The organism is Pseudomonas auratipiscis (assembly GCF_036324085.1).
In the GTDB taxonomy this organism is placed as follows: Bacteria; Pseudomonadota; Gammaproteobacteria; order Pseudomonadales; family Pseudomonadaceae; genus Aquipseudomonas; species Aquipseudomonas auratipiscis.
Window position 1 is genome coordinate 342,245 of record NZ_JAZDCU010000004.1, and the last position, 14,623, is coordinate 356,867.

The 14,623-nt window shown below is 58.6% G+C and carries 12 protein-coding genes; 4 read left to right on the forward strand and 8 right to left on the reverse strand.

Going from position 1 to position 14,623, the window contains the following annotated elements; translation table 11 throughout:
* Positions 1–41 precede the first annotated feature (41 nt).
* The 7 genes from V0R60_RS08135 to gloB form a co-directional block, all read right to left on the reverse strand.
* Positions 42–1,664: an ABC transporter ATP-binding protein gene (locus V0R60_RS08135; protein ID WP_136477353.1), complete on the reverse strand. Its 1,623-nt coding sequence runs from the start codon at positions 1,662–1,664 to the stop codon at positions 42–44.
* Between the two features lies 1 nt (position 1,665).
* On the reverse strand, positions 1,666–2,685 hold the full coding sequence (locus tag V0R60_RS08140; RefSeq protein ID WP_136477352.1) for an ABC transporter permease: 1,020 nt from the start codon (positions 2,683–2,685) through the stop codon (positions 1,666–1,668).
* Position 2,686: 1 nt separating this feature from the next.
* Entirely contained in the window at positions 2,687–3,760 is a 1,074-nt protein-coding gene (locus V0R60_RS08145; RefSeq protein ID WP_136477351.1) for a microcin C ABC transporter permease YejB, read from the reverse strand.
* A gap of 1 nt (position 3,761) precedes the next feature.
* A complete protein-coding gene (locus V0R60_RS08150; protein ID WP_375547266.1) occupies positions 3,762–5,612 on the reverse strand; it encodes an extracellular solute-binding protein in 1,851 nt (616 codons plus the stop codon).
* The gene (locus tag V0R60_RS08155) at positions 5,612–7,441 is read right to left on the reverse strand and encodes an extracellular solute-binding protein (RefSeq protein WP_330079389.1); all 1,830 of its coding nucleotides are present in this window, start codon (positions 7,439–7,441) and stop codon (positions 5,612–5,614) included. Before V0R60_RS08155 ends, V0R60_RS08150 begins: the two co-directional genes overlap by 1 nt.
* A gap of 127 nt (positions 7,442–7,568) precedes the next feature.
* Entirely contained in the window at positions 7,569–8,990 is a 1,422-nt protein-coding gene (locus V0R60_RS08160; protein WP_136477348.1) for a transglycosylase SLT domain-containing protein, read from the reverse strand.
* A 99-nt stretch (positions 8,991–9,089) separates the two neighbouring features.
* Positions 9,090–9,869, reverse strand: a complete 780-nt coding sequence (gene gloB / locus V0R60_RS08165) for a hydroxyacylglutathione hydrolase (protein ID WP_330079368.1) — start codon at positions 9,867–9,869, stop codon at positions 9,090–9,092.
* Positions 9,870–9,948: 79 nt separating this feature from the next.
* Here gloB and V0R60_RS08170 point away from each other — a divergent pair, with 79 nt between their 5' ends.
* From V0R60_RS08170 to V0R60_RS08185, 4 genes are all read left to right on the forward strand, one after another.
* Complete coding sequence (locus V0R60_RS08170) at positions 9,949–10,707, forward strand: methyltransferase domain-containing protein (protein WP_136477346.1); 759 nt, start codon at positions 9,949–9,951, stop codon at positions 10,705–10,707.
* Between the two features lie 51 nt (positions 10,708–10,758).
* Positions 10,759–11,205 carry a ribonuclease HI gene (rnhA, locus tag V0R60_RS08175; RefSeq protein ID WP_136477345.1) on the forward strand — a complete coding sequence of 149 codons (447 nt, stop codon included), beginning with the start codon at positions 10,759–10,761 and terminating at the stop codon, positions 11,203–11,205.
* A gap of 83 nt (positions 11,206–11,288) precedes the next feature.
* Positions 11,289–12,038, forward strand: a complete 750-nt coding sequence (gene dnaQ / locus V0R60_RS08180; RefSeq protein WP_330079369.1) for a DNA polymerase III subunit epsilon — start codon at positions 11,289–11,291, stop codon at positions 12,036–12,038.
* A gap of 77 nt (positions 12,039–12,115) precedes the next feature.
* Complete coding sequence (locus tag V0R60_RS08185) at positions 12,116–14,377, forward strand: Orn/Lys/Arg family decarboxylase (RefSeq protein WP_330079370.1); 2,262 nt, start codon at positions 12,116–12,118, stop codon at positions 14,375–14,377.
* Here the strand turns inward: V0R60_RS08185 and V0R60_RS08190 are convergent.
* Positions 14,361–14,576 carry a hypothetical protein gene (locus V0R60_RS08190; RefSeq protein ID WP_136477342.1) on the reverse strand — a complete coding sequence of 72 codons (216 nt, stop codon included), beginning with the start codon at positions 14,574–14,576 and terminating at the stop codon, positions 14,361–14,363. The two genes, V0R60_RS08185 and V0R60_RS08190, sit on opposite strands and share 17 nt — an antisense overlap.
* Between the last annotated feature and the right edge of the window lie 47 nt (positions 14,577–14,623).

A 14,623-nucleotide genomic window follows, 5' to 3' on the forward strand; every position in this document is an offset into this window, starting at 1 on the left:
AAGGCCGCTCACGCGGCCTTTTCTATTTTTCTACGCCGATCTCAGCTCAGCTGTTCCTGCGCGGTAGCCGGTGCCAGGAATGCCGCTTCAAGCAATTGCCGGGTATAGGCATGTTGCGGTGCAGCGAAAATCTCCGCAGCTTCGCCTTGTTCCACCACCTTGCCTTGTTTGACCACCATCAGTTGATGGCTCAGCGCCTTGACCACTGCCAGGTCATGGCTGATGAACAGGTAGGTGAGGTTGTATTTGCTTTGCAATGAGCGCAGTAACTCCACCACCTGGCGTTGCACTGTACGGTCCAGCGCTGAGGTGGGTTCATCGAGTAGGATCAATGCTGGCTTCAACACTAGGGCTCGAGCGATGGCAATGCGCTGGCGCTGGCCGCCAGAAAACTCATGGGGGTAGCGGTGGCGGGCCTGAGGGTCCAGGCCGACTTCCTCAAGTGCAGCGATGATTGCCTGTTCCTGTTCTGCCGCTGTGCCGATGCGGTGGATGCGCAACCCTTCACCGACGATATCGCTCACGCACATACGCGGACTGAGGCTGCCAAACGGGTCCTGGAAGACCACTTGCATCTGTCGACGCAATGGCCGCACCTGCTGTTGACTCAGGCCGTCCAAAGCAGTGCCCTGGAAGCGAATGGCGCCTTGACTGCCGAGCAGGCGCAGAATCGCCAGGCCCAAGGTGGATTTACCCGAGCCACTTTCGCCCACGATGCCCAGGGTCTGTCCTTGGGGCAGGCTGAAGTTAATGCCGTCCACCGCCTTGACGTGATCGACGGTGCGTCGCAGCAGCCCCTTTTTGATCGGGAACCACACGCGTAGATCGTCCACCTCAAGCATCGGTTTGCCTGGCGGATTGTCGGCGGGACCGCCGCTGGGTTCGGCACCCAGGAGCATCTGCGTGTACGGGTGTTGCGGGCTGTGGAATAACGTTGCGCAGTCGGCCTGCTCGACGATGCTGCCGCGCTGCATCACACACACGCGATGAGCAATACGCTTGACCAGGTTGAGGTCGTGGCTGATCAGCAGCATGGCCATTCCCAGGCGCGCCTGCAGTGACTTGAGCAACTCGAGAATCTTCAGCTGTACCGTGACGTCGAGGGCCGTGGTGGGTTCGTCGGCAATCAGCAGTTCAGGTTCATTGGCCAAGGCCATGGCGATCATTACACGCTGGCGCTGACCTCCTGAGAGCTCGTGTGGGAGGGCCTTGAGGCGTTTGCGTGGATCAGGGATGCCGACCAACTCAAGCAGCTCCAGCGTGCGCTCAGTGGCCTCCTTGCCCTTGAGGCCCTTGTGCAGCAGGAGTATCTCGTTAATTTGCTTTTCGATTGTGTGCAGCGGGTTGAGCGAGGTCATCGGCTCCTGGAAGATCATCGCGATGCGATTGCCACGGATATGGCGCATCTGCTTTTCATCCAGGGTCATCAGGTCGCGCCCTTCGTAGCGGATGCTGCCGCTGGGATGGCGCGCCAGCGGGTAGGGCAGCAGCCGCAGGATCGAGTGCGCGGTTACCGATTTGCCCGAACCGCTTTCGCCGACCAATGCCAGGGTTTCGCCGCGGCGGATGTCGAAACTGATGCCTTCGACTACCCGCTGAGTTTGCTCGCCACTTACGAACTCCACGGCCAGGTCACGCACTTCGATCAAGGTTTCGTTGCTCATTTCATTTCCTCGGGTCGAAGGCATCGCGAGCGGACTCGCCGATGAACACCAGCAGGCTGAGCATCAAGGCGAGTACGGCGAAAGCACTCATGCCCAGCCACGGGGCCTGCAGATTGGATTTGCCCTGGGCCACCAATTCACCCAGCGACGGTGCGCCTGGGGGCAGGCCGAAGCCGAGGAAGTCCAGTGCTGTCAGGGTGCCGATCGCACCAGTGAGAATGAATGGCATGAAGGTCATGGTCGAGATCATGGCGTTCGGCAGAATGTGCCGGTACATGATTGCGCCGTTCTGCATGCCTAGCGCCCGGGCGGCTCGAACGTACTCGAGGTTGCGTCCACGCAGGAATTCGGCGCGCACCACATCCACCAGGCTCATCCACGAAAACAGCAACATTATCCCCAGTAGCCACCAGAAGTTTGGCTGCACGAAGCTGGCGAGGATGATCAGCAGATACAGCACCGGGAGTCCCGACCAGATCTCCAGGAAGCGCTGCCCGAGCAGATCGACCCAACCGCCGTAGAAACCCTGCAGGGCGCCGGCGATCACGCCGATGATCGAGCTGAGAATGGTCAGGGTCAGGGCGAACAGCACTGATATGCGGAATCCGTAGATTACCCGTGCCAGCACATCGCGCCCCTGATCGTCGGTGCCCAGCCAGTTCTGCGCCGAAGGCGGTGCGGGGGCAGGGACCTTGAGGTCGTAGTTGATGCTCTGGTAGCTGAACGGAATCGGTGCCCACAGTACCCAGCTGTCCTTGGCGGCCAGTAGTTCGCGGATGTACGGGCTCTTGTAGTTGGCCTCAAGCGGAAACTCGCCGCCGAAGGTGGTTTCCGGGTAGCGCTTGAGTGCCGGGAAATACCATTCGCCGTCGTAACGCACGGCAAGAGGTTTGTCGTTGGCGATCAGTTCGGCGCCCAGGCTCAAGCCGAACAGGATCAGAAATAGCCACAGCGACCACCAGCCTCGGCGGTTGGCCTTGAAGCGCTCGAAACGCCGGCGATTGAGAGGGGACAAATTCATCTCAGTGCTCCCGGCTGTCAAAGTCGATTCGAGGGTCGACAAGGGTGTAGGTCAGGTCACCGATCAGTTTCACTACCAGGCCGAGCAGAGTGAAAATGAACAAGGTGCCGAAGACGACCGGGTAGTCGCGATTGATCGCTGCTTCAAAACTCATCAGGCCCAGCCCGTCGAGTGAAAAGATCACCTCGATCAGCAGTGAGCCGGTGAAGAAAATGCCGATGAAGGCCGAGGGAAAGCCTGCGATCACCAGCAGCATGGCGTTGCGGAACACATGGCCGTAAAGCACCCGGTTCGGGCTCAGTCCCTTGGCTTTGGCAGTCACTACATACTGCTTGTTGATTTCGTCCAGGAAGCTGTTCTTGGTCAGCAGTGTCATGGTGGCGAAGTTGCCGATCACCAAGGCTGTGACAGGCAGGACCAAGTGCCAGAAGTAGTCGAGTATCTTGCCGCCAGTGCTCAGTTCATCGAAGTTGTTCGAGGTCAGGCCGCGCAACGGAAACCAGTCGAGGTAGCTGCCGCCAGCGAACAGCACAATCAGCAGGATCGCGAAAAGGAACGCCGGGATTGCATAGCCGATGATGATCGCCGAACTGGTCCATACATCGAAGTGACTGCCATGCCGTGTGGCTTTGGCAATCCCCAACGGGATGGACACCAAATACATGATCAAAGTGCTCCATAGGCCCAGGGATATCGAGACCGGCATCTTCTCGACAATCAGGTCGATCACCTTGGCATCGCGAAAAAAACTGTCGCCGAAATCCAGGTGGGCGTAGTTCTTGATCATGATCCACAAGCGTTCCGGCGCCGACTTGTCGAAGCCGTACATCTTTTCGATTTCCTGGATCAGTGCCGGGTCGAGCCCTTGTGCACCCCGGTAGTTGGAGCCGGCTACCGAAACCTCGGCACCGCCCCCGGCGATACGGCTGGTTGCGCCCTCGAAGCCCTCGAGCTTGGCGATCATTTGCTCGACAGGACCACCGGGCGCAGCCTGGATGATGATGAAGTTGATGATCAGGATGCCCAGCAAGGTCGGCACGATCAGCAGCAAGCGTCGAAAAATATAGGCCAGCATGCTATTGCGCCCCTTGAGTCGATGGTGCATCTGGCGCAGGTGTCACCGGTACTGCGGGTTCAATGTCGGGCTTTATCCACCAGGTGTTGATGCCGATGTCGTACTTGGGCGATACCTTGGGGTGACCGATGTGGTTCCAATACGCCACTCGCCAGGTCTTGATGTGCCAGTTGGGTATTACATAAAAACCCCACTGCAGAACTCTATCCAGAGCGCGACAGGCCTCGATCAGGCTTTGCCGGGAGTTGGCGTTGATCAAGTCCTCGACCAGTACATCGATGGCGGGGTCCTTGAGGCCGATAAAATTACGACTGCCAGGGTTGTCAGCTGCCGCGCTCTGCCAGAATTCACGTTGTTCGTTACCGGGTGAATTGGATTGTGGGAAACCGCCGACAATCATGTCGAAATCACGTGAACGCAGCCGATTGATGTATTGGGAGACGTCCACGCGGCGAATCACCAGATCGATACCCAGGTCGGCCAGGTTGCGTTTGAACGGCAGCAGAATTCGTTCGAACTCGGTTTGAGCCAGAAGAAACTCGATGGACACAGGTTTGCCCTGGGTATCGACCATCTTGTCATCGACAATACGCCAGCCAGCCTCCTGCAACAGCTTGTAGGCCTTGCGCTGCTGCTCGCGGATCATACCGCTGCCATCGGTGACCGGATTGGCAAACGGCTGGGTGAAGACCTGTTCTGGAATCTTGCCGCGCAACGGTTCGAGGATTTTCAGTTCGGCCTCGCTGGGCAGGCCCGTGGCAGCCATGTCCGAGTTTTCGAAATAGCTGCCGGTACGGGTGTACGCGCCGTTGAACAATTGCTTGTTGGTCCATTCGAAGTCCAGCAACAGGCTCAGCGCTTCGCGCACACGCACGTCCTGAAACACCGGGCGGCGAATATTGAAGACGAATCCCTGCATGCCCGTGGGGTTGCCATTGGGCAGTTCTTCCAGAATCAGGCGCTTCTGGCGCACGGCCGGAATGTCGTAGGCGGTAGCCCAGCTTTTCGCTGCATTTTCCAGGCGATAGTCGAACTGCCCGGCCTTCAACGCTTCCAGGGCGACGGTGCTGTCGCGGTAGTAGTCAATAGTCATGACGTCAAAGTTGTAGGACCCGCGATTGACCGCCAGGTCCTTACCCCAGTAGTCCTCGACCCGTTCATAGCGGATCGAACGTCCGGCTTTCACTTCGGCAACCTTGTACGGGCCGCTGCCCAATGGAATTTCGAGATTGCCCTTGGTGAAATCGCGGCCTTCCCACCAATGCTTGGGCAGTACCGGCAACTGGCCAAGAATCAGTGGCAATTCACGGTTGTTGCTGTGTTTGAACTTGAACAGCACCCGCTGCGGGTCCTCGGCTATAACCTCGGCGACGTCGGCGTAGTAGCCGCGAAACAGCGGGGCACCGCTTTTGATCAGGGTATTGAAGGTGAACACCACATCTTCGGCATGGATGGGGTGGCCATCGTGAAAGCGCGCTTGCGGACGCAAGTAGAAGCGTACCCAGCTGTTGTCCGGGGCTTTTTCGATCTTGCCCGCAACCAGGCCGTATTCGGTGAACGGCTCATCCAGGCTCTGGGTCATCAAGGTGTCGTAGATCAGGGTGATGTCGTCGGCAGGCACGCCCTTGTTGATGAACGGGTTCAGGCTGTCGAAACCGCCAAAGCCGGACTGGCGGAAGGTGCCGCCTTTAGGGGCGTCCGGATTGACGTAGTCGAAGTGCTTGAAGTCGGCAGGATACTTCGGCGGTTCGTCATACAAGGTCAGGGCGTGTTGCGGCGCGGCCAGTGCCTGGGTACAGATGCAGGCCAGCAATAGGGCGCAAGCCTTCAGGCGTAGGCTGGGCAGTGACATCATTGAGCTTTCTCCGAAGGCTTTATCCACCAGCTGTTGAGCCCCAGGGTATAGGGCGGCGTGGTGACGAAGGCGAACCTGTTACGGTAGGCCAGGCGATGATTGTCCAGATACCAGTTGGGAATCATGTAGTACTGCCAGAGCAATACCCGGTCCAGTGCGCGCGCTGCCGCCACTTGTTCATCACGGCTTTGAGCCGCGAGTAGGGTGTCGAGCAGGTGATCGACTACCGGGTCCCTGACGCCAGCATAGTTCTTGCTGCCCTTGGTCGATGCCTGGCTGGAATGAAAGTACAGCCACTGTTCCAGGCCTGGGCTGAGCGTCTGGTTCAACGTCATCAGAATCATGTCGAAATCGAACTGGTCCAGGCGTTGTTTGTACTGGGCCCGGTCCACAGTACGCAAGCGTGCATCGATGCCAATGCTGGCAAGATTTTCGACATAAGGTTGCAGGATCCGCTCGAGGTTGGGATTGACCAACAGTAACTCGAGCTTGAGGGGGCGGCCTTTGCTGTCGAGCAGGCGCTGCCCGTTGAGCTTCCAGCCGGCCTGGGCCAACAGATCCAGCGCTTGGCGCAGGGTCTGGCGGTTGATGCCGCGTCCATCGGTATGGCTGACTTGGTAGGGCTGGGTGAACAGCCCCGCTGGCAGTTCGTCGCGGTACGGCGCAAGCAACAGCCATTCCTTGCCCACTGGCAGTCCGTTGGCAGCGAACTCGCTGTTGGGGTAGTAGCTGGTGGCGCGACGGTAGGCGCTGCTGAACAAGGCCCGGTTGGTCCATTCGAAATCCAGCATCAGCCCCAAGGCCTGGCGCACCCTGGCGTCGCTGAAGTTTGCCCGGCGGCTGTTCATGAACAAGCCTTGGGTCTGGGTCGGGATCTTGTGCGCGATTTGGGCCTTGATGACCTCACCACGGCGCACGGCTGGAAAGTTGTAGCCGTTGGCCCAGTTCTTGGCCTGGTGTTCGATGTAAATGTCGAATTCGCCAGCCTTGAATGCCTCGAAAGCGACTGCGCTGTCGCGGTAAAACTCGTATTCGACCCGTGCGACATTGTATTTGCCACGATTGACAGCCAGATCCTTGCCCCAGTAGTCCTTTACTCGTTCGAACACAAGGCGTCTTCCCGGTTGGACCTGGGTGATGCGGTAGGGGCCGCTGCCAAGAGGTGGTTCAAAGGTGGTGGCCTTGAAGTCGCGTCCCTTCCAGTAATGTGCAGGCAACACTGGCATCTCGCCCATGCGCAGGATCAGCAAGGGGTTGCCGGCACGTTTGAAAACAAAGCGAATGCGCCGCGGGTTGAGGATGTCGACCCGTTTTACCTCTTGCAGGTTGGTGCGGTAGATCGGGTGGCCTTCCTTGAGCAGCGTGTGGTACGAAAACGCGACATCGCTGGCAGTGATGGGGTGACCATCGTGGAAGCGGGCTTCGGGGCGCAGGTTGAACACCACCCAACTGCGGTCCTCGCTGTACTCCACGGAGCTGGCAATCAGGCCATAGCTCGACGTGGGTTCATCGCCTGAAGGGTCGTACTGTCCAGTACCCACCATCAGGGTTTCGTTCAGCTCGTTGACCCCATACTGCAGGAAGTTGGGGGTGGTGACCGGGCTTGATCCCTTGAAGGTGTAAGGATTGAGGGTGTCGAATGTGCCGAACGCCATGGCGCGCAAGGTCCCGCCCTTGGGCGCTTGCGGATTGACCCAATCGAAATGGGTAAATTTGGCTGGGTACTTGAGCGTGCCGAACTGGGCGTAACCGTGGCTTTCGGTGATTGTTGCGCCCGCGGGAAAGCTCAAGGCCAGGCTGAGTGACAGCAACAGGAGGGGACGTATCAATTTGGCGATCCGATCCAGGCGGCTTGGGCTTTATTCCAGCTACAGTAACAGCTTGTATCGGCAGGAAAAAGAGGGCCGCCAGGCCGGTGCAGCGGGCTCCGGCGCAGGGCGCGGAGCCAGTTACTTAGTGGGGCAGGTAAACGGTCAGGGTCTGGCCTGGCTTGAGGGCATGGCCGCTACGAGGGTTCCAGCGCTTGAGGTGCTGCATCTCGACGTTGAAGCGCTTGGCCACCAGGTACAGGGAGTCACCTTTACGCACCTTGTACTGGGTGGATTTTTTCTGGCTCTTGCCCTGGAGCGGTTGGGTGCTTTGCATGACCAAGGTTTGCCCGGCCTTGAGCCTATGGCCGGAAAGCTTGTTCCAGCGTTGCAAGTCCTTGACGCTAACCTTGTTGGCCTTGGCGATGCTGCCCAGATTGTCGCCACGTTTGACCCGATAGCGGCTGCTGCGGGTTGTTGTAGCGCGCGGCGATGCTTCGGCCAGGGCCGCTTCGAATACAGCCTTTTTAGGCTGCAGTGAAAGCAGCTCTTCGGGCTTCATGTTAGACAGGCTGGCAGTCAGAAGCTGCGCTTTTGCGGTCGGCACCAGCAACTGCTTGGGGCCGTCCACGGTCATGCGCTTCTTGAACGCCGGGTTGAGTTGGATCAGCTCGTCCTCGTCAATTTCCGCCAGTTCTGCGACTCGTGACAGGTCCAGGCGGGAGTTGATAGCAACGGCTTCGAAGTAGGGTTCGTTGGCGATCGGATTAAGGTTTACGCCATAAGCCTGCGGGGTCATTACGACCTGTGACAGGGCCAGCAACTTGGGCACATAGTCGCGGGTTTCCTGAGGCAGCGGGAGGTTCCAGTAGTCAGTAGGCAGACCGAGCTTTTCGTTGCGCTCGATGGCCCGGCTGACGGTACCTTCACCCGCGTTGTAGGCTGCCAGGGCCAGCAGCCAGTCGCCGTTGAACATGTCGTGCAGGCGAGTCAGGTAGTTCAGCGCGGCGTTGGTTGAAGCGGTGATGTCGCGTCGACCATCGTAAAAACGGGTCTGGCGCAGGTTGAAGTGACGGCCGGTCGAAGGAATGAACTGCCACAGGCCAACCGCATGTGCCCGGGAGTAGGCCATGGGGTTGTAGGCGCTCTCGATTGCTGGCAATAACGCCAGTTCAAGGGGCATGTCACGTTCTTCAAGACGCTCGACAATATAGTGGATGTACAGGCTGCCACGGTTGCCGGCGGTTTCGAGGAAAGAGGGGTTGCTGGCGAACCACAGGCGCTGTTGTTCGATGCGTGGGTTTACCGCCATATCGTCTTGCAAGGCGAAACCCTGGCGCATGCGTTCCCAGACGTCCTGGGGTTCCTGCTCTACTTGCTTGACCGGGATGAACACCGGTTTTTGTTTCATCCGCGCCTGATAGTTGTGCGCGCGAACGCTCTCGGCTTCGTCGATCTGACGGGTGCTCTGGCAGCCCACGAGGGTGGCGGCCAGGGCCAGCGCACTGGCTTGGGCCAGGCGCGTCAGGGCGACGGACTTGAAGGTTCTGCGGCTATTCGACGACATTGGCTGGGACAAAGTTCCGGGCAAAAATGTCGGGCGATTCTAGAAAGCAGCCCCCCCTTGGTCAACCTTTGAGAACTTCGGGGTCTTAAAAGGAGCTGTTTAGAACTTGTCTTTCCAGGCGCGTAACCCAGCAAAGACAGCACTTGGCGTAGGGTTTATCAGGGTGCTCCGTTCGTCTAATTTTTCTTTAACGGATGTTTCGGTAGTGCGCAAAAAGGGGTTGGTGAGCCTTTCCAATGCCAGGGTTGATGGCAACGTGATGCGATCGTGTGCCCGTAACTCGGTAACGTCGGCGAAGCGTTGAGCAATGTGCGGATTTTCCGGTTCTACCGCCTTGGCAAAGCGCAGGTTGCTCAGGGTGTACTCATGGGTGCAATACACCAAGGTTTGCGCTGGAAGAGCTGCCAAGCGTTGGAGGGAGTGATGCATTTGCTCGGGGGTGCCTTCGAACAAGCGACCGCATCCGGCGGCGAACAGGGTGTCACCACAGAACAGCAGCGGCGTGGCGGTGGAATCGCAATAATAGGCAATGTGTCCCAAGGTGTGTCCTGGTACGGCGATGATCTGGAGGTCCAGGCCCAGAACGCGCACGCTTGCGTGGTCGTCCAAGGCCAGGTCGCGGCCTGGAATGCGCTCCTGCGCTGGGCCGCAAACCCGTGCGCCTGTCGTTTGCTTGAGTTGCTCGACACCACCGACGTGGTCGTGATGGTGGTGCGTGACCAAGATGTCGGTCAGGCGCCAGCCAGGGTGGCGTTCGAGCCAGGCCAGCACCGGTGCCGCATCGCCCGGGTCGACCACCGCACAGTGCTGGTTGGCAGAATCCTGTAACAACCAGATGTAGTTATCGGTGAAAGCAGGTAGGGCATCGATCTGTATCATGGTGCGATTCGCCAAACGTTGGACATGGGTGCATCTTAGTAGCTATGCACGCTGTCGAGAACCTTCAAGGGAGACTGCTATGACTGATCAAGCCTTCGCACAGGCCGATCCGCAGTGGCTGGCGCTGATCAGCCTGGCCCGCGACTGGTTCGCCGGCCCTCTGGGGCAATTGATGTTGCATGAGGAGCAACGCCTGCTCGAGGAGGAGTTGGGACGCTACTTCGGCGGCTATCTGGTGCACTACGGTCCGTGTGCCGAGGCACCGCCCAAGGCGGCTCAAGTGCAACGAAACGTGCGCTTGGGTGCGCCGCTGCCGGGCGTCGAAATTGTCTGCGAAGAGCAAGCCTGGCCGTTGAGCGAACATGCCGCCGACGTGGTGGTGCTGCAGCATGGTCTGGACTTCAGCCTGTCGCCTCACGGTTTGCTGCGCGAAGCCGCCAGCAGCGTGCGTCCAGGGGGGCATTTGTTGATCATTGGTATCAATCCCTGGAGCAGTTGGGGCATGCGCCGGGTATTTGCCCATGATGCCTTGCGCAAGGCTCGCTGTATTTCCCCGTCACGAGTGGGTGACTGGCTGAACCTGCTGGGTTTCGCGCTGGAGAAACGCCGCTTCGGGTGCTATCGTCCGCCGCTTGCGTCCCCGGCCTGGCAGCAGCGTCTGGCGGGCTGGGAGCGCGTAGCAGGTGGCTGGCAAGGTGCCGGTGGCGGTGTGTATCTGCTGGTGGCGCGCAAAATGGTGGTTGGCTTGCGGCCACTGCGCCTGGAGCGTCGTGAGCCGATGGGCAAACTGATCCCCTTGCCGATGGCAAAAGTCAATCGACGCCATTCCGAACCTTGAACCCCGGGCTTTGAGTAGCCCTGTGCTTCATCAAATTTATAAAGGCTGTAAATGAGCGATAGCGTCGAAATCTTTACCGATGGTGCCTGCAAGGGCAATCCCGGCCCAGGTGGCTGGGGCGTGTTGATGGTCTGCAAGGGCGTCGAGAAGGAGCTGTGGGGCGGTGAGCTCGAGACCACCAACAACCGCATGGAACTGATGGCGGCAATCAAGGGCCTGGAAGCACTCAAGCGTGAATGCGAAGTGCTATTGGTCACTGACTCGCAGTATGTGATGAAAGGCATCAACGAGTGGATGGTCAACTGGAAAAAGCGTGGTTGGAAAACAGCCGCCAAGGAGCCGGTTAAAAACGCCGACCTCTGGAAACAGCTTGATGAGCAGGTTGGGCGCCACAAGGTGACCTGGAAGTGGGTGCGTGGCCACATCGGCCATCATGGCAATGAACGCGCTGACCAATTGGCCAATCGCGGCGTTGACGAGGTGCGCGGGCTGCGCTGATCACACCAGCCGACACTTGGCCGCGCGCTGAGGTAGAATGGCCGGCTATTACCACAAGCTGTGCGCGACAGGAGACCACCGGCGTGGAGATTCAAAGCAACAGGTCGGTCGTCCTGGACACCGAAACCACGGGTATGCCGGTCACCGACGGCCATCGTGTCATTGAGATCGGCTGCGTCGAATTGATGGGCCGGCGCCTCACCGGACGACACTTTCACGTTTACCTGCAGCCTGACCGCGAGAGTGACGAAGGCGCCATTGGCGTCCACGGCATCACCGACGGCTTCCTGATCGACAAGCCGCGTTTTGCCGAAGTGGCCGATGAGTTCTTCGAGTTCATTCAGGGCGCGCAACTGATCATCCATAACGCAGCGTTCGACGTTGGCTTCATCAACAACGAGTTCGCGCTGCTTGGTCAGCACGAGCGTGCCGATATCTCTCAGCACTGCACCATTCTCGATACCCTGATGATGGCGCGTTCCCGCCATCCGGGGCAGCGCAACAGCCTTGATGCGTTGTGCAAGCGATACGGTATCGATAACTCCGGCCGTGAATTGCACGGTGCACTGCTTGACTCGGAGCTATTGGCCGATGTTTACCTGAGCATGACCGGTGGCCAGACCAGCTTGTCACTGGCTGGGCAGGGCGCTGATGGTGAGGAAGGCAGCGAGAGCAGCCGGGGCAGCGAAATTCGTCGTATTATCGGTCGTCAACCGGGCCGCATCATTCGTGCCTGCGAGCAGGAGCTTGAGGCGCATGTGGCGCGGTTGGAGGCCGTTGCCAAATCCACTGGCGGCCCGGCGTTGTGGCAGCAGTTGTCCGAGGCCAACTAGGCAGATTCTCGCGCAAGGGAGCTGACCTGCTTCTACCCTGAAATGACCGACACGTCATTCGGAGCAGGCGCCCCCGTATGTACAAGGACCTCAAGTTTCCTGTCCTGATCGTTCACCGTGATATCAAGGCCGATACGCTTGCCGGCGAGCGTGTGCGCGGCATCGCCCAAGAGCTGTCTCAGGATGGCTTCGATATTCTACCGGCCATTGATTACGCTGAAGGTCGACTACTGGCTTCAACTCATCACGGGCTGGCGTGCCTACTGATCGCAGCGGAAGGCGCCGGAGAAAACACGCATTTGCTGCAGAACATGGTCGAGTTGATTCGCCTGGCTCGGTTGCGTGCACCCCACTTGCCGATTTTCGCCCTGGGTGAACAGGTGACATTGGAGAATGCACCTGCCGATGTCATGAGCGAACTGAACCAGTTGCGTGGCATTCTTTACTTGTTCGAGGACACCGTGCCATTTCTGGCGCGCCAAGTCGCACGCGCCGCGCACATTTATCTGGACGGTCTGCTGCCACCGTTTTTCAAAGCCTTGGTGCAGCACACGGCGCAATCCAACTATTCCTGGCACACCCCTGGTCATGGTGGCGGTGTAGCCTATCGTAAAAGTCCGGTCGGGCTGGCGTTTCATCAGTTTTTTGGCGAGAACACCCTGCGCTCGGACCTTTCCGTTTCGGTTCCTGAGCTCGGCTCATTGCTGGACCACACAGGCCCGCTGGCTGCCGCCGAAGCCCGAGCGGCAAAAAACTTTGGTGCCGATCACACCTTCTTTGTCATCAATGGCACTTCAACGGCTAACAAAATCGTCTGGCATTCTGTGGTCGGACGCGATGACCTGGTCCTCGTGGACCGCAATTGCCACAAGTCGGTGGTGCACGCCATTATCATGACCGGTGCGATCCCTTTGTACTTGTGTCCCGAACGAAATGAACTGGGGATCATCGGGCCAATTCCATTGAGTGAGTTCAGCCCCCAGTCGATTCTTGCCAAGATCCAGGCCAACCCCCTTGCCCGCGGGCGCATGCCCAAAGTAAAACTGGCTGTGGTCACCAACTCCACATACGACGGGCTTTGCTACAACGCCGAACTGATCAAGCAGATGCTGGGCAACAGTGTCGAGGTATTGCATTTCGATGAAGCCTGGTATGCCTACGCGGCATTCCATGATTTTTTTGCCGGGCGCTACGCCATGGGGACTTCCCGTAGCGAGGAAAGTCCGCTGGTCTTCAGTACGCACTCGACGCACAAGCTGTTGGCTGCCTTCAGCCAGGCATCCATGATTCATGTGCAAGATGGTGGCGCCCGACAGCTTGACCGTGACCGCTTCAACGAAGCATTCATGATGCATATTTCCACATCGCCGCAGTACAGCATCCTGGCCTCGCTGGATGTTGCCTCGACGATGATGGAGGGGCCGGCGGGATATTCATTGATGCAGGAAATGTTCGATGAGGCGTTGAGCTTTCGCCGTGCCATGGCCAATTTACGCCAGCACATTGCAGATGAGGATTGGTGGTTCAGCATCTGGCAGCCTCCTCAGGTCGAAGGCATGCGTCAGGTAAACACCGCAGATTGGTTGTTGCGACCGCAGGCCGACTGGCACGGATTCGGCGATGTGACGGACGACTATGTGTTGCTCGACCCGATCAAGGTCACCCTGGTCATGCCGGGACTTAGCGCTGGCGGGGCGTTGAGTGAGCATGGAATTCCCGCTGCCGTGGTCAGCAAGTTTCTCTGGGAGAGGGGGCTGGTGGTCGAAAAAACCGGGCTCTACACTTTTCTTGTGCTGTTTTCGATGGGCATCACCAAGGGTAAATGGAGCACCTTGTTGACCGAGCTGTTGGAGTTCAAGCGTAACTACGATGCCAACACGGATCTGCTCGAATGCTTGCCTTGTATCGCCCGAGAGGATCTGGTGCGCTATCAGGGGCTGGGGCTGCGCGACCTGTGCGATCAGCTGCACGCCTGTTACCGCAGAAACGCCACTGCCAAACAGTTAAAACGCTTGTTCACTTCATTGCCCGAAGTGGTCATGAAGCCCGCTGATGCCTACGACCGGATGGTGCGTGGAGAAGTGGAAGCCGTGCCGATTGACCAGTTGCTGGGCCGCACCGCCGCGGTGATGTTGGTGCCTTACCCCCCGGGTATTCCATTGGTCATGCCTGGCGAGCGCTTTACTGAATCGACCCGGTCCATCATCGATTACCTGGCGTTTGCCGTAGCATTTGCCAGCGGTTTTCCGGGTTTCGTCGCCGATGTACACGGACTGCAGTTGCAGATGTACGAGCAAGGAGGGGTATACACCGTCGATTGCATCAAGGAATACGAATGATCTCGACGCCGCTACGCGCCAGCTCGAAACGGTTATCGCCAAGATGATTGACCTTGTCGCCGATGGCCAATGTATAGGTGGTGACAAGCAGGGGGGCACTACCGTCGGCTTGAAGGGAGGTTTGCTGGAACTCATGAACGGGGTAGATGCGACCTTCTGCGTCCCGTGCATGAAATTGTCCGACCAGTACTGCTGTCATTTACCGTGCAACCTCTAAAAATTTTCTGTCAGGCATAGACCACTGCT